At 41.0% G+C, this 15636-nt stretch carries 14 protein-coding genes; 6 read left to right on the forward strand and 8 right to left on the reverse strand.

Annotated elements, in window-relative coordinates; translation table 11 throughout:
* The first annotated feature begins 63 nt into the window (after nucleotides 1-63).
* Entirely contained in the window at nucleotides 64-876 is an 813-nt protein-coding gene (xthA, locus tag M1F25_RS11660; protein WP_004254084.1) for an exodeoxyribonuclease III, read from the forward strand.
* Nucleotides 877-941: 65 nt separating this feature from the next.
* Here the strand turns inward: xthA and M1F25_RS11665 are convergent, their stop codons facing one another.
* From M1F25_RS11665 to M1F25_RS11675, 3 genes are read right to left on the reverse strand one after another with little or no spacing between them, the layout of a single operon-like run.
* A complete protein-coding gene (locus M1F25_RS11665; RefSeq protein ID WP_110591770.1) occupies nucleotides 942-2867 on the reverse strand; it encodes a DNA topoisomerase III in 1926 nt (641 codons plus the stop codon).
* A gap of 3 nt (nucleotides 2868-2870) precedes the next feature.
* A complete protein-coding gene (selD, locus tag M1F25_RS11670; RefSeq protein ID WP_004254077.1) occupies nucleotides 2871-3914 on the reverse strand; it encodes a selenide, water dikinase SelD in 1044 nt (347 codons plus the stop codon).
* Between the two features lie 11 nt (nucleotides 3915-3925).
* On the reverse strand, nucleotides 3926-4477 hold the full coding sequence (locus tag M1F25_RS11675) for an NAD(P)H nitroreductase (protein ID WP_004254072.1): 552 nt from the start codon (nucleotides 4475-4477) through the stop codon (nucleotides 3926-3928).
* A 471-nt stretch (nucleotides 4478-4948) separates the two neighbouring features.
* On the opposite strand from M1F25_RS11675, the gene sppA reads away from it, so the two are divergent.
* From sppA to pncA, 3 genes are all read left to right on the forward strand, one after another.
* Nucleotides 4949-6805 carry a signal peptide peptidase SppA gene (sppA, locus tag M1F25_RS11680; protein ID WP_004254068.1) on the forward strand — a complete coding sequence of 619 codons (1857 nt, stop codon included), beginning with the start codon at nucleotides 4949-4951 and terminating at the stop codon, nucleotides 6803-6805.
* Nucleotides 6806-6972: 167 nt separating this feature from the next.
* Nucleotides 6973-7992, forward strand: a complete 1020-nt coding sequence (ansA, locus tag M1F25_RS11685; RefSeq protein WP_181487920.1) for an asparaginase — start codon at nucleotides 6973-6975, stop codon at nucleotides 7990-7992.
* Nucleotides 7993-8014: 22 nt separating this feature from the next.
* A complete protein-coding gene (gene pncA, locus M1F25_RS11690; RefSeq protein WP_004254059.1) occupies nucleotides 8015-8641 on the forward strand; it encodes a bifunctional nicotinamidase/pyrazinamidase in 627 nt (208 codons plus the stop codon).
* Between the two features lie 127 nt (nucleotides 8642-8768).
* Here the strand turns inward: pncA and M1F25_RS11695 are convergent, their stop codons facing one another.
* A complete protein-coding gene (locus tag M1F25_RS11695; protein WP_181487922.1) occupies nucleotides 8769-9074 on the reverse strand; it encodes a YeaC family protein in 306 nt (101 codons plus the stop codon).
* Nucleotides 9075-9188: 114 nt separating this feature from the next.
* Nucleotides 9189-9602, reverse strand: coding sequence for a peptide-methionine (R)-S-oxide reductase MsrB (gene msrB / locus M1F25_RS11700; RefSeq protein WP_004254053.1), 414 nt, complete (start codon nucleotides 9600-9602; stop codon nucleotides 9189-9191).
* A gap of 355 nt (nucleotides 9603-9957) precedes the next feature.
* On the opposite strand from msrB, the gene gapA reads away from it, so the two are divergent.
* Nucleotides 9958-10953 (forward strand): glyceraldehyde-3-phosphate dehydrogenase, encoded by a 996-nt coding sequence (gene gapA / locus M1F25_RS11705; protein WP_004254049.1) that lies wholly within the window; start codon nucleotides 9958-9960, stop codon nucleotides 10951-10953.
* Nucleotides 10954-11183: 230 nt separating this feature from the next.
* Entirely contained in the window at nucleotides 11184-12065 is an 882-nt protein-coding gene (locus M1F25_RS11710) for a D-hexose-6-phosphate mutarotase (RefSeq protein ID WP_181487923.1), read from the forward strand.
* 112 nt (nucleotides 12066-12177) lie between these two features.
* On the opposite strand, the gene M1F25_RS11715 is transcribed toward M1F25_RS11710, so the two are convergent.
* The 3 genes from M1F25_RS11715 to M1F25_RS11725 all read right to left on the reverse strand — a co-directional run bounded on the left by M1F25_RS11715 (nucleotide 12178) and on the right by M1F25_RS11725 (nucleotide 15506).
* On the reverse strand, nucleotides 12178-12930 hold the full coding sequence (locus M1F25_RS11715) for a MipA/OmpV family protein (RefSeq protein WP_004254041.1): 753 nt from the start codon (nucleotides 12928-12930) through the stop codon (nucleotides 12178-12180).
* 133 nt (nucleotides 12931-13063) lie between these two features.
* A complete protein-coding gene (gene alr, locus M1F25_RS11720) occupies nucleotides 13064-14143 on the reverse strand; it encodes an alanine racemase (RefSeq protein ID WP_181487924.1) in 1080 nt (359 codons plus the stop codon).
* A 61-nt stretch (nucleotides 14144-14204) separates the two neighbouring features.
* Entirely contained in the window at nucleotides 14205-15506 is a 1302-nt protein-coding gene (locus M1F25_RS11725) for a D-amino acid dehydrogenase (RefSeq protein ID WP_181487926.1), read from the reverse strand.
* Nucleotides 15507-15636: the final 130 nt, after the last annotated feature.

Genomic DNA, 15636 nt, shown 5'->3' on the forward strand with positions numbered 1-15636 from the left:
TACAGTATTGCTACCATCTGGTAGAATAAGCATAATAATCATAAAACTAGGTGATAAAAAACCATGAAATTCATATCGTTCAATATTAATGGCCTTCGAGCTCGCCCTCACCAACTCGCTGCAATCATCGAAAAACATCAACCTGAGGTTATTGGCTTACAAGAAACCAAAGTCCATGATGATATGTTTCCTTATGAAGAAGTTAGTCAGCTCGGCTATCATGTTTTTTATCACGGTCAAAAAGCGCATTATGGCGTGGCTCTATTAACTAAAAATGAGCCTCTTGCTGTCCGTAAAGGTTTTCCAACTGACGATGACGATGCACAGCGTCGCATTATCATGGCTGATATCCAAACAGATCGCGGCCCATTGACGGTTGTAAATGGTTATTTTCCTCAAGGAGAAAGCCGTGACCACCCAACAAAATTTCCGGCAAAAGAAAAATTTTATCAAGATTTACAAAATTACATCACATCAACACAAACGGCAGAGTCACAGTTGCTCATTATGGGTGACATGAATATCAGCCCAACCGATCTTGATATTGGTATCGGTGATGCAAACCGTAAACGTTGGTTAAAAACCGGAAAATGCTCTTTTTTACCCGAAGAGCGTGAGTGGTTAGCTAAATTATTAGGCTGGGGTTTAGTCGATACATATCGTGCAAAAAACCCTGATATTTCTGACTGCTACTCATGGTTTGACTACCGTTCGAAAGGCTTCGATGATAACCGTGGCCTACGTATCGATTTATTACTGGCCTCCAATAAACTCGCTGAGCGTTGTATTGCAACGGGTATTGATTACGAAATCCGCGGGATGGAAAAGCCATCAGACCACGCACCTGTATGGTCTGAATTTGACCTCTCAAAGTAAACTTTCTTACTTGTCATAATGCAAAAAGGCGCCTTAAGCGCCTTTTATTGGTTTACCAGACTCAACTAATCCTGTTTCTTTTTTGTTTTCTTACCCGCTTTTACTGGTTTTTTTCCCGTTTTTACTGATGGAGCGGGGAGTTCTCGAAATGCCCTCAAATTTGTAAACTGACGTGCATGGTGAATTAATTGCATTAGCGTTTGGCTTAGTGGATGCATAAAATCATCATAACGTGATTGTTTTTCACTAATTTGGGTTAATACTGACTCCCAATGGGCTGTCATATCTGGTAATGTTGCCATATCGGGTAAAACATGAATTAGAGCCCTTCCCGCAGGCGAGGAATGAATATAACGCCCTTTTTTGTAGAGAAATTGGCGTTTGAATAGTAAGTCAATGATACCGGCTCTAGTCGCTTCTGTACCAAGCCCATCCGTTTCTCGCAATACTTTTTTTAATGCTTTATCTTGTACAAAACGAGCGATCCCAGTCATTGCTGATAATAACGTTGCATCCGTAAAAGGACGTGGAGGCTGCGTTTGCCGTTCAACCACTTCCCCTTTTTCACATAACAACTCATCATTCTTACTCACAACTGGCAGTGGCATACCATCGTTTTCAGCATCGCGCTCTTTATTGCCCAATACGACTCGCCAACCTGCTTCAGCAAGAAATCGAGCTTTTGCAATAAATTTACCCTTTTCAATTTCTAGATCAATTGTACACTTACGGTAAACCGCATCGGGCATAAACTGAATAATATATTGACGCGCAATCAATTGGTAAATTTTACTTTCATTCTCAGTTAACTTTACTGCTGCCGTTTTTGCTGTTGGGATAATGGCATGGTGAGCATCGACTTTTTTATCATCCCAACACCGGTTCTTTTTATCCAGCTCAGGCAATTCAAATTCAGTGAGGTCTGGTTGATGCACCGCAATTGCATTCAAGACACTGTGTCTCCCTGCAAAATGTTCATCCGGTAAATAACGGCTATCTGAACGTGGATAAGTAATCAACTTATGTGTTTCATATAAACGTTGGCAAATGTCCAATACTTCTTGAGCGCTCAACGCATATTTTTTGGCAGCTTCAATCTGCAAAGAAGATAAAGAGAAAGGCAACGGTGCAATTTCTGATTCGCGCTTGTCCTGATATTGCGTCACTATGGCAGGTTTGCCCTCAATACGCGATACCACATGCTCTGCAAGCGGCCGATGGAATAAACGCCCTTCTTCATCCTGATAGTCAATACAGGAGTCGCTTGGCTGCCATATCGCTACAAAGCGCTCATCCTTTGGCGTAACAATATGAGCTTTAACCTCAAAATAGTCTTTAGGTACAAAGTTTTCTATTTCTTCGTCGCGCCTAACAACTAACCCCAATACCGGAGTTTGTACCCGCCCTACAGAAAGAACGCCTTGATAGCCTCCTCGTTGCCCTAATAACGTATAAGCACGGGTCATATTGATGCCATACAACCAATCTGCCCGTGCTCTTGCTAAGGCAGAAACACAAAGAGGAATAAACTCACGATTTTCTCTCAAACGCTCAATTGCCCGCTCAACGGCTTGCGGGTTAAGGTCATTGATTAAACAACGTTTTACTTCTTTGCGTTTTTCAGGGTCGAGCTTCAAAAAGTCAAGCACTTCGTCCACCAGCAATTGACCTTCTCTATCGGGGTCTCCTGCATGGACAACTATTGAGGCTTGCTTCAGCAATGTTTCAATAGTTTTTAATTGTTTAGTTACTGCGGGACGGGGCTTCAATTGCCACTTATCAGGGATAATTGGCAAATCCTGAAGATTCCATCGTGCATACCGAGGTTCATAAGCATCGGGTTCCGCCTGCTCTAAAAGATGGCCAATACACCATGTTACAGTTTGGCCATCACCACATTGAATAAAACCATCACCTCGTTTATGGGGCTTTGGTAATACATCTGCAATGGCCCTTGCAAGGCTCGGTTTTTCCGCAATAAACAAACGCATAAATTAATCTATCACTTCAACTAAAGGAACATTATCCTGATGGGGTAATAATTTACCGATAGACTGTAACAAAACACCTTGCTGCTGTGCAATCTCTTTAATTTTAGAGACTTCGGAAGGTTTTACTGCAATAAGTAAGCCGCCAGAAGTTTGAGGATCACACAGTAGTTGACGCTGCATATCACTCATAGGGCCAATAAGGTGCCCATAACTGTCAAAGTTACGAGTGGTTCCCCCAGGAACACAACCTGCTTCAATATATTTTTCGACATTGGCTAATTTAGGAACTTTACTAAAGGAGATTTCAGCACGAACTTTAGACCCTTCGCAAATCTCACTTAAATGACCTAATAAACCGAAACCAGTCACGTCAGTCATTGCCGTCACACCATCTAAAGGCGCAACCACCGCACCTAGCTTATTCATTTGGCACATGGTTTCTGCCGCTAAGTGTTGATGTTCCGGCGCAAGCACCCCTTTTTTCTCAGCTGTTGTCAAAACACCAATTCCAAGCGGTTTCGTCAAAAACAATTCGCACCCCGCTGTTGCGGCACTATTTTTCTTCACATACTCCGTATTCACAACACCCGTAACCGCCAAACCAAAAATAGGCTCAGGTGCATCAATAGAATGGCCACCAGCTAACGAGATACCAGCATCAGCACAAGCTGCTCGTCCACCTTCAATCACCTCACGAGCCACTTCCGGTGGTAACTTCGCAATTGGCCAGCCTAAAATAGCAATGGCCATAATTGGCTTACCACCCATTGCAAAAATATCGCTAATCGCGTTGGTTGCTGCAATCCGACCAAATTCAAATGGGGAGTCAACGATCGGCATGAAAAAGTCTGTTGTGCTGATGATGCCTATTCCATTACCTAAATCATAAACAGCCGCATCATCTTTAGTTTCATTACCAACTAACAAATGTGGATCATGAAATTTTGCTTGCTCTGTGTGCAGAATTTGCTCTAATACTTTCGGTGCAATTTTACAACCGCAACCAGCACCATGACTATATTGAGTTAATCTAATTTTTTCAGTCATTATTATTCTCTTTAGAAGTGAGATACATAGCCTGTCATATCAGGAGCTTGTACTTTTACTGGCGCTTTAAGCTCTGGAGTTCCTAAATAAAGGAACCCAACAATGCGGTCGTTATCTCCACAACCTAATCCGGCACGAACCACAGCATCTTCTGTCCATGAACCTGAGCGCCATATACCGCCAAAACCTTGAGCTACTGCTGCCATCTGCATTGCTTGAACCGTACAGCTCGCAGCAACTAATTGTTCCCATTGTGGTATTTTCGGATGATCTTTTAATTTAGCGATCACAGTAATAATTAATGGGGCACGAAAAGGGGCATTACGAGCTTTTTCTTGTACCTCTGCGCCTAATTGCCCTTCAATTGCTGCTTTTTCCAATAGCTCACTGAAGCGTTTAATCCCCTCATTTTGCATAACAACAAAATGCCACGGCTTCAAAGCACCGTGATCAGGTGCTCTCATCCCCGCAGCAAGTATATTGTCGAGTTCTTCGCCTTGCGGTGCTGGTGTTGTAAGTCTTGAAGCTGAACGGCGGTTCAACAAAAGGGTCAAAGCATCCATATTTGTCTCCGTTTAAGAGTAAACTGATATGATAATCATTCAATTAGATAATTATACCCACGCTATCTATTGTTTAAGCTTAAAGGAAAATCGCTTACACTAATACAACAATAACAGTTATTCGTTAGGTAAAATTACGTTATAAATTCATTGAATTGTATCATTTGTCACATGTGAAAAATATCATTGAAGCATTGTACCTTGCGTATCATAATTTTGTTATGCATAAAAATAGCCCGCTATTGCAACTAATTGTATTGATACAACTAAGATATCAAGTGTTCGATGTGGTGATCGGGTAACAGATTTGCTTTTGAGTATATTGTTGTTAATTCGTGCTACAGGCTGAAGTAACCCAACTGTAGAAAGAACTATTTATGTAATATCCAAAAATAGTTTGTGCCATAAGTCAACGGCAAACAAATGAAGCCAACACCCTTGTGGTGCAGAATATGCAGGATAGGAGAAAACATGCGTCAACTATGGGACATCATCGCTACCATTTTTAGAATTAGCTGGCGAGCACTGAACTTTATTAGGGAATTCGTTTTCAACGCCATTTTCTTAGTATTATTTTTTGTTGTTATTGGGTCGATTGCTCTTTATCAGACAGAGACTCAACCCGAAAAAAATTATTTTGGTGCTTTGTATGTGGATTTACAGGGGGTTATCGTAGACCAAGTCTCTACTCCAGACCCATTTGGTCGTATGAGCCGTGAATTACTTGGTACCTCAAACAGCCGAATGCAAGAAAATTCACTATTCGACATCGTTGATACCATCCGTACCGCTGCAAATGATGATCGCATTACAGGGATGGTATTACGCCTAGATGATTTAGCTGGAGCCGATCAGCCCTCTCTAGCTTATATCGGTAAAGCAATCAATGAATTTAAAAGTTCAGGGAAACAGGTTTACGCCATTGGTAACAGTTATAATCAGTCGCAATACTACCTCGCCAGTTACGCTGATGAAATTTACCTCACACCGCAAGGTGCGGTTGGGGTATATGGTTTTGCAACGAATGGACTCTACTACAAGTCACTGTTAGAAAAACTTAAAGTTAGTAGCCATATTTTCCGTGTTGGTACCTATAAATCAGCGGTTGAGCCATTAATGCGTGATGAGATGTCCCCTGAAGCACGTTTAGCCAATAAACAGTGGCTGGATGCTCTTTGGAACAATTACCTCACAGAAATCGCCAAAAACCGTAATACGACCAGCACACAAATTTTTCCTGGGGCTGATGCTATTTTAGAGAAATTACGCTCAGTCAAAGGCGATAGCGCACAATACGCGTTAAAACAAAAATTGGTTGATAAACTTTATACTAACGAACAAGTTGAAGATTTACTCAGTAAACACTTTGGCTGGAATAAAGAAGATAAACAATTCAATAATATTAGTATCTATGATTATTCCACTAAAATAGCAGATACCAATGCTAATCAAAGTGGCAATATCGCCGTGATTGTCGTTCAAGGTGCTATCATGGATGGCCCACAAACGGCTGGGATTGCAGGAGGCGATACCATCGCAGCACAAATTCGTGACGCTCGCCTTGATGATAATATTAAAGCGATAGTTTTGCGCGTTAACAGCCCAGGTGGTAGCGTAAGCGCTTCTGATTTGATCCGCAGTGAACTGGCTTCTGCTCATGCTGCAGGTAAACCTGTTGTTGTATCTATGGGGGGAATGGCTGCATCTGGGGGGTATTGGGTCTCAACTCCAGCGGACTATATCATTGCCAGTCCAAACACGCTGACTGGTTCGATTGGTATATTTGGCGTAATTAATACCTTTGAAAAATCTTTAGATTCTATAGGGGTATATACTGATGGCGTATCAACGTCGCCATTAGCCGATATTTCTTTGACTAAAGGGATCAGCCCACAATTTGCTGACATGATGCAAATTACCATTGAGAATGGCTATGAGACATTTATTGGCTTAGTGGCTAAATCTCGCCATAAAACACCAGCAGAGATAGACCAAATCGCTCAAGGCCGTGTATGGATTGGGCAAGACGCGCTTAAAAATGGTCTTGTAGACCAACTAGGTGATTTTGATAATGCCGTAGATAAAGCTGCTGAGCTCGCTAAGCTCACTGACGTAAAGTTAGATTGGATGAAGCCTGAGTTGACCTTTATGGATCAATTGTTACTTGAATTAACGACAAACGTTCAAGCCGCCATGCCGGATGTGCTACACGTATTTTTACCACCAGCAGTCGCGACGGATATCCGCCAACAAGCGCAATTTTTCTTAAAAATGAATGACCCACAAAACCGCTATGCTTTTTGTTTAAATTGCGCGGAAATTAACTAATCGCTAAATCCCCTTCAGATTCAATGAAGGGGATTTCTCTCACAAACCCATCAGTAACCTCATATCAATCTAACTATTCGCAAGTTAACGATAGTAATACGCTAACAAATACGTCAAAATCCTGATAATCACTCTCCTTCGATAAGTTGGATAAATTAGGTAATAAGATGCAGAAGAAATCAATTTATGTTGTTTACACTGGTGGAACAATTGGCATGCGCCATTCACCACAGGGATATATTCCTGTTTCCGGTCATTTGCAAGCTCAGTTAGCTCAGATGCCCGAGTTTCACCGCCCTGAAATGCCTGAGTTTACGATCCGTGAACATCAGCCTTTAATTGATTCATCTGATATCACTCCTGAAGACTGGCAACTTATCGCTGATGATATACGTGAGAACTATCCACTTTATGATGGGTTTGTCATATTACATGGCACTGACACGATGGCTTTCACTGCCTCAGCGTTATCTTTCATGTTTGAAAACTTGAAAAAACCCGTAATAGTGACAGGGTCACAAATCCCTTTAGAAGCATTACGTTCTGATGGGCAAACTAATCTACTAAATGCATTATATTTAGCAGCAAACTACCCCATTAATGAAGTGGGATTATTTTTCAATAATAAATTATATCGCGGTAACCGCACTGTTAAGGCCCATGCAGATGGCTTTGATGCTTTCAGTTCACCTAACTGTTCGCCATTAATTGAAGCTGGCATTCATATTCGCTCATTTAATACGTGCCCTGCGCCTATTGGTATAGGTGAATTTAAAAGTCACCGAATTACACCTCAACCTATCGGCGTTGTGACACTTTATCCAGGGCTATCAATTGAAATTGTACGCAACATTCTCCAACAACCCGTTAAAGCGCTGATATTGCGCTCTTACGGTGTCGGTAATGCCCCTCAGCAGCCTGAATTACTGCGCATACTCCGTGAAGCAACGAACCGAGGGATTATTGTGGTGAACCTGACACAATGTATTTCTGGCCGTGTTAATATGGAAGGCTACGCCACAGGACACGCACTTGCAGAAGCGGGTGTGATAAGTGGATATGACATGACTTTTGAAGCCGCCTTAAGTAAATTGCACTACTTACTGAGTCAAAATTATACCCCTGCTTTAATCCGTGAGTTAATGCAGAATAATTTACGCGGCGAGTTGAGCTATGCTGATGAATAACAGATAACATACTGAGGACATAATGAAAGCAGCATTACTGTTAGTCGATTTACAAAACGATTTCTGCACGGGTGGCACATTAGCAGTAAATGAAAGCGAACATGTTATTGATGTTGCTAATAAAGCGATGGATATTTGCCAACAAAAACAAATAGACATCATTGCAAGCCAAGATTGGCACCCTGCGACACACCTTAGTTTCGCGGCCAATTCAAATACTCAAATTGGCGAAGTCGGTGAGCTAAATGGTATTACACAAGTTTGGTGGCCTATTCATTGCGTACAAGGTGAACATGGCGCTGAATTACACAAAAATTTAAACCAATCGCTTATTAGTGCAATTTTTACCAAAGGGGAAAACCCCCAGGTTGATAGCTATAGTGCCTTTTTTGATAATGATAAAATTAGCCAAACGCGCCTACATACGTGGCTACAAGAACACCATATTTCGCATTTAATTATTATGGGAATTGCGACGGATTACTGTGTCAAATTTACCGTGTTAGATGCGTTAAAATTAGGTTATACCGTAGATGTTTTAGTCGATGGGTGTAGAGGCGTCAATCTCGGGGCCAATGACAGCCAAGAAGCTTTAGTCGAAATGCAAAATCAAGGTGCGAGGTTAATTACATTAACCGACCTGCATTAGGACATGTTTTATGGACAAGTTTTCTCATGTAATAATTGAAAATCTAGTAATTGAGAAAACTTGTTTTAGTGACACTGTCACTATGCAGCATCATATTGAATCAACAAGCTATTCTCTAGAGCAACCGTTATTCATCATTATTTTGCGGTTTTAATGTTGCTAACATCTCACCTTGAAACAACGTTTTTAGCTCTTGCTTGCTCTTCATCGTAATTTCACCATTAGTCCCTACCGTCATATGCTCAGGGTCATGGTTATGCCGTGACTTCCACAATAATACCATTTGTAAGCTATGTTCTTTTTGTTCTGGCGTTAACATCACACCATCTGGCCATTTACCGAGTTCAACAGCGGTCACAAGGCGTTCATAAATTTCAGGGGTCATCACTGCTAATAATTGTTCAAGTTGCTCAGGACTGACTTCAACGCTCACGGTAAAGCTCCTTCAAATACATAATTCACTCATTATTTTATTATTCTTGATTTCAGCCAATAGCTGAATCGTTTTTGTCATTCTAAAAAAATGACTTCAGCACGCTTCAGCTATTTATCCACGCGTCTTTTCTCCGCTATCGTCATCAATAAAGCTTAATGATGCTGAATTAATGCAGTAACGCTGACCAGTAGGCTGAGGACCATCTGGAAACACATGCCCTAAATGCGCATTACAGTGTTGACAGCGAACTTCAATGCGGTGCATCCCATGAGAGAAATCCTCAATGTATTTGATTGCCTCTTCATTGACGGGTTGGTAAAAACTTGGCCATCCACAACCTGCATCAAATTTGGTCTCAGACATAAATAAAGGTGAACCACAGCATAAGCACTCGTACACACCTTCTTTACGGTTATGCAATAATTGGCCACTAAATGGCGGCTCGGTACCTGCTTGCTGTGTAACGTAACGCTGCATCTCATTTAATTCTGAAATATCAATAGGTTGTTTATCTTTGCTTGACATGTCATACCTAAATATTTAAATAACTAAAGTGGTTGATGGTTATCATACATCAATTTCAATCAACAAAAAATTAACAACATTTTCTGTAAAACTATTCTAAACTAAGAAGCATCTTACTTTCCGTTTTGATTTGTGAACCGTATCACATATATCACTGATAGATGGTTTCATTATGCCGTACAATCCCGATAATACGTGCGGCTGTATTTGCCGCTGAAGTGGCTGACAAATAAGCAGTTGGTGGTATCAGAATTGATTTTTTTCAATAATTGACACGATTCCGCTTGACGGCTGGCAAGGTTTTGGTAACTTTAACTACAACTTAATTCACGAATAAATAGCTGGTGGAAATACTATGACTATCAAAGTAGGTATTAATGGTTTTGGTCGTATTGGCCGTATCGTTTTCCGTGCTGCACAAGAGCGTTCTGACATCGAAATCGTTGCTATCAACGACCTGCTCGATGCAGAATACATGGCATACATGCTGAAATACGACTCAACTCATGGTCGTTTCAACGGTACTGTTGAAGTTAAAGATGGTCACCTAGTTGTAAACGGCAAAAAAATCCGTGTAACAGCAGAAAAAGATCCTGCGAACCTGAAATGGAACGAAGTCGGTGTTGACGTCGTTGCTGAAGCAACAGGTATCTTCTTAACTGATGAAACTGCACGTAAACACATCCAAGCTGGCGCTAAGAAAGTTGTTCTGACTGGCCCTTCTAAAGATGATACTCCTATGTTCGTTATGGGCGTTAACCACAAAGCTTACGCAGGTCAAGAAATCGTTTCTAACGCATCTTGTACAACTAACTGCTTAGCTCCACTGGCTAAAGTTATCAATGACAAGTTCGGTATCGTTGAAGGTCTGATGACAACAGTTCACGCAACAACTGCAACACAAAAAACTGTTGATGGTCCTTCACACAAAGACTGGCGTGGTGGTCGTGGTGCTGCTCAAAACATCATCCCTTCATCAACCGGTGCTGCTAAAGCCGTAGGTAAAGTTATCCCTGAGCTGAACGGTAAACTGACTGGTATGTCTTTCCGTGTACCTACTCCTAACGTATCAGTTGTTGATTTAACTGTTCGTTTAGAAAAACCAGCAACTTATGCTCAAATCTGTGATGCTATCAAAGAAGCAGCTGCAGGCGAACTGAAAGGCGTTCTGGGTTACACTGAAGATGACGTTGTATCAACTGACTTCAACGGTGAAAAACTGACTTCAGTATTTGATGCTAAAGCAGGTATCGCACTGAACGACAACTTTGTTAAATTAGTTTCTTGGTATGACAACGAAACGGGTTACTCTAACAAAGTTTTAGACCTGATCGCTCACATCTCTAAATAAGAGCTGTAATGTAATCTGTCTAACTGAGCCGCCAATTTGGCGGCTCTTTTGTATCGTATCCAATAACAAATTAACACTTCATATTTTCCGCAATATCGCTTATGGTTGATCATCTATTGGATACGCTATAAACATGACTTATTTTAGAACGAATACGATTCACTGCGGCTTTAAATATGCCAAACAGGTACTTCTAAATAATTTAAGTGAATGAACACAGGCCTAATACCATGCATGACAAACTTTTTACACTACCAGTCATTAAACAAGTCTCTGCTTACATTACTCAACGCCAACTCGATGAGCTCCCACTTATTGTTATTTCACATCCCAAAGTACGTGGTGCTGTCAGTTTACAAGGCGCTCAACTTATTGATTGGCAACCCGCGGGGCAAAAACCTTGCTTATGGCTAAGTTCAGAAAGTGCCTTTAAAGAAGGCGTTGCTATTCGCGGTGGTATTCCTATTTGTTGGCCTTGGTTCGGTCCTGTTGCCAGTCCTAGTCATGGTTTTGCACGAATTTTACCTTGGCAATTCACCGCACATAATGAACATGAAGATGGTGTTATTTTAACCTTCACGTTAACGGATACCGACTATACCCGTAAATTATGGCCCCATGAGTTCACCCTGATCTTACGTATGAAACTTGGGGAAACATGTGAACTTGAATTAGAAAGTTATGGAGATTTCGAAACGACTGCCGCATTGCATAGTTATTTCAATATCAGTGATATCCAAAAAGCCACCGTCTATGGGTTAGGCGGCCACTACTTCGATAAAGTCGCAGATAAAGAAGCTTATGTGAATGAGCCACTCAAATTTAATAAGCACACCGATCGTATTTATTCAGAACCGGAAGAATACAGCTTATTACGTGATGATGGCTGGGCACGTACAATAGAAATTCACCATTACCATAATAGTGATGTTGTCTGTTGGAACCCTTGGGCAGAATTATCATGTAGCATGGATGACATGCCAAATAATGGGTACAAACAAATGGTTTGTGTAGAAACGGCAAGGATCAACGTCCCGATGAAAAGTGAAGCACAACACCCTGCTCGTCTTTCTTTAGTGATGGTCAGTCGCGATAATAAGCCGCAAGATTAATTATCCATTCTAAGAATATAAATTTTCTAGATAGATAACTAGATAGATAAAATTAGCCCCTGATAATTGTAAGAATATCAGGGGCTAATTAATTTAATTTTCTATCACAAACTTAGAATGTGTAAGTGACACCTGTCCACATAATGGCGGAAACATCTTTATTTACCATTGGGCTATCTTTCACTTCACTTGGTAGGCGGTCAACACGGCCCATTGCGAATACAGTCCAATTTTCATCAAAGCGGTAATTTCCTGTCACTTCAATGTATGGTGTCCAACTTGAACCTGGATTATAACGTTTTAAACCGCTATTACGTGATTCTTTTGAAGACACGCCATATTCATAACGGTTTTGGTTCTTACTATCCCATTTAATACCAAGGCCTGGAGTGATTGACCATTTATCACCTTCAAAGCCATACAGGTAGGCAAACTCACCACGAATACCATTACTGATACCTAAGATATCACCAGAAATATTCGTTCTTAGTGTCCCCCAATCAGCTTTATGACGATAAGTCAGACCGGTCATCACCGTATCACGGCGACGGTCTAATTCACGCATTGCTTTATCATCATTGTCTTTAGGTTTAAAAAATTGTGGGTAATAATAAGCATCCAATGATAACTGGTCTTGTGTATCATTCCATAAATAATAACCAGCTGCTAATGTATGAAAATAGAAATTCTCACTATCATAATTAACAATAGGCACTGGCGTGACATAGTCACGGCTCTTAATTCCTTTATAAGGTGTTGACTGTGCTAATACTGAACCACCAACTGACCAAGTTCCTGCAAAGGCGGCCCCAGATAACACACTCAAAGCCACCGCAAGTGTCGTTAATTTAATTGCTTTTGACATATATTCAACCTAAAAATAATGAGAAATAGATCACAGCTATATGTTATAACAATATAGCTATAATCCCAATATGCTTAATCGAAATCACATTTAAAGCTAAATTTTAACTGTTTTTAGCGTGACTGATTAATATTTATTCTACTTTATTTTCATAAGAAACAGGAACTCTTTTTGCTAGCGCACAAAGTAGCTCATAACCAATTGTCCCCGCAGCTTGTGCAACCTCATCAACCGGTAAGTTTTGCCCCCATAACTCCACTCGCTCACCAAGCTTAACATCGCCACAGTCACTGATATCAATTGTCAGCATATCCATTGAAACAGCCCCCAGTAGCGCACAACGCTTTTCTTTGCACCATACAGGCGTTCCATTGGCAGCATGTCTAGGGTACCCATCTGCATAACCACACGCTACTGTCGCAATACGCATAGGTTTAGTCGATGTAAACCGGCTACCATAACCAATTGATTGACCTGCTGGAATTTCATGGATAGCGATCACTTCTGACTGTAAGGTCATCGCCGCCTTCAAGTTCAACCCAGATATATCAGTAGATTTTCCACTTGGAGAAGCGCCATACAGCAAAATACCTGTACGAATCCAATCATATTGTGTGTGTTTATGCCACAGTGTTGCCCCTGAATTTGCGATACAGGTTTCTAAAGATAAGTGTTCAAATTGCTGGATTTGTTGAAAAGGTTCAGTAACGCCCGTTTTGGTATCTGAATTAGCAAAGTGACTCATTAACGTTAAACTGCGTACATTCGACATTTTAGATAACCGTTGAACCACACTTTCGTATTCGCTCGGTGAAAAACCTAATCGATTCATGCCGCTATTTAGTTTTATATAGACTGAAATAGGTGATGATAATTGTGCATTTTCAATAGCAAACAATTGCCACTCACTATGAACGCTGGTTGTTAAATTATACTGGTCAATCAATTGTAAGTCTTGTGGCTGAAAAAAACCTTCTAACAATAGAATTGGCCCTTTCCACCCTTCTTTTCGCAATAAAATGGCCTCATCAAAATCCAATACCCCAAAACCATCCGTTTCTTTTAATGCAGGCCAAATCTGCTTGATACCGTGACCATAACCGTCTGCTTTCATGACTGACCAAATTTTCGAGTTTCCAACATGTTGCCGTACAATAGCCAAATTATGTTGTAAATTTTGTAGATGAATAACAGCACTTATAGGGCGCGGCATTTTAATTCCTTAGTACATTTAATTAATTCTAAAATTACAATGATGCCAAAACATCAAACGCTTAACGTGCTGGAGTTAAATCACCATGAGTAACCAGTTTGGTATTAAAGCCATCAAGGTACCTAAATACCGATAAATCATCAGACGCTATCTCTGGTGTGTTCCCTGAAATTAAATCTGCTAGCAGTTTTCCTGCACCACAAGCCATTGTCCAGCCCAGCGTCCCATGCCCTGTATTTAAATATAAATTACTGTATGCAGTCGGCCCAACTATTGGGGTACCATCCGGTGTCATTGGGCGCAGCCCCGTCCAAAATTGCGCTTGTGCAATATCACCACCGCCTTGATATAAATCTTGTACCACCATTTTTAATGTTTCGCAGCGTTTTTTCAGGATATTCAAATTAAACCCAACGACTTCAGCCATTCCACCGACACGAATACGCTTGTCAAACCGCGTTACTGCAATTTTGTATGTTTCATCCAAGATAGTAGACATTGGGGCACGCTGTTCATCAATAATTGACATCGTCAATGAATAGCCTTTGAGTGGGTAAACCGGAATTTGAACCAGACGTTGTAGCATTGAGGTGGAATAAGAGCCCATCGCTACTACATATCGGTCCGCTTGCAAAATTTCACCATCTATTTTAACGCCGCTAACTTTGTTACCTTCGGTTAAAATCTGTTCAATCCGGCTACCAAATTTGAATTGGACTCCCGCATTTTGCGCCATTTTAGCCAGTTTTTTGGTGAACTGCTGGCAATCCCCTGTTTCATCATTGGGTAATCGCAACCCCCCTGTAAGCTTGTGCTTGACAAACTCTAACGCAGGTTCCGCTTTAACTAATTCATTAGACGTCAATAATTCGTATGGAACACCTTCTTGCCGTAAGACCGCAATATCATTCGCTGCATTATCAAACTGCTCTGCCGTACGAAAAAGCTGTAAGGTGCCACCTTGACGAGCTTCATATTCAATGCCTGTATCCACTCTTAATTGGCGAATACAATCACGGCTGTATTCTGCAATGCGCACCATACGGCTTTTATTCATCGCATAATGTTGGATATCGCAGTTTTTTAGCATCTGCCACATCCAACGCAGTTGAAATAACGTACCATCTGGACGTATTGCCAAGGGCGCATGTTTTTCAAACATCCATTTCACGGCTTTAAGGGGGATACCAGGAGCCCCCCATGGGGTTGCATAGCCAGGGGATACTTGCCCTGCATTTGCTGCGCTTGTTTCCTCTGCTACATCATGTTGTCTATCCACCACCAGCACTTCGTGCCCTTCTTGTGCTAAATACCATGCTGTTGTTACACCGATCACTCCCGCACCTAACACTAGAATTTTCATAGCTTCCCCGCAAAATAAAAATATGCATCATTTATTTTAGGATAATATTCTAGAAATTATTTGCCAATGTGGTGGATTAACACTTTTAACAATAAAGTTAAAAAATTTAAATTTCATCACATTTTTTTTA

This window comes from Providencia sp. PROV109, assembly GCF_033681625.1.
In the GTDB taxonomy this organism is placed as follows: domain Bacteria; phylum Pseudomonadota; class Gammaproteobacteria; order Enterobacterales; family Enterobacteriaceae; genus Providencia; species Providencia hangzhouensis.

Bases quoted from the DNA above. Each gene is read 5' to 3' on its own strand.
- xthA (WP_004254084.1), top strand. From the start codon at position 64: ATGAAATTCATATCGTTCAATATTAATGGCCTTCGAGCTCGCCCTCAC.
- M1F25_RS11665 (WP_110591770.1), bottom strand. From the start codon at position 2,867: ATGCGTTTGTTTATTGCGGAAAAACCGAGCCTTGCAAGGGCCATTGCA.
- selD (WP_004254077.1), bottom strand. From the start codon at position 3,914: ATGACTGAAAAAATTAGATTAACTCAATATAGTCATGGTGCTGGTTGC.
- M1F25_RS11675 (WP_004254072.1), bottom strand. From the start codon at position 4,477: ATGGATGCTTTGACCCTTTTGTTGAACCGCCGTTCAGCTTCAAGACTT.
- sppA (WP_004254068.1), top strand. From the start codon at position 4,949: ATGCGTCAACTATGGGACATCATCGCTACCATTTTTAGAATTAGCTGG.
- ansA (WP_181487920.1), top strand. From the start codon at position 6,973: ATGCAGAAGAAATCAATTTATGTTGTTTACACTGGTGGAACAATTGGC.
- pncA (WP_004254059.1), top strand. From the start codon at position 8,015: ATGAAAGCAGCATTACTGTTAGTCGATTTACAAAACGATTTCTGCACG.
- msrB (WP_004254053.1), bottom strand. From the start codon at position 9,602: ATGTCAAGCAAAGATAAACAACCTATTGATATTTCAGAATTAAATGAG.
- gapA (WP_004254049.1), top strand. From the start codon at position 9,958: ATGACTATCAAAGTAGGTATTAATGGTTTTGGTCGTATTGGCCGTATC.
- M1F25_RS11710 (WP_181487923.1), top strand. From the start codon at position 11,184: ATGCATGACAAACTTTTTACACTACCAGTCATTAAACAAGTCTCTGCT.
- M1F25_RS11715 (WP_004254041.1), bottom strand. From the start codon at position 12,930: ATGTCAAAAGCAATTAAATTAACGACACTTGCGGTGGCTTTGAGTGTG.
- alr (WP_181487924.1), bottom strand. From the start codon at position 14,143: ATGCCGCGCCCTATAAGTGCTGTTATTCATCTACAAAATTTACAACAT.
- M1F25_RS11725 (WP_181487926.1), bottom strand. From the start codon at position 15,506: ATGAAAATTCTAGTGTTAGGTGCGGGAGTGATCGGTGTAACAACAGCA.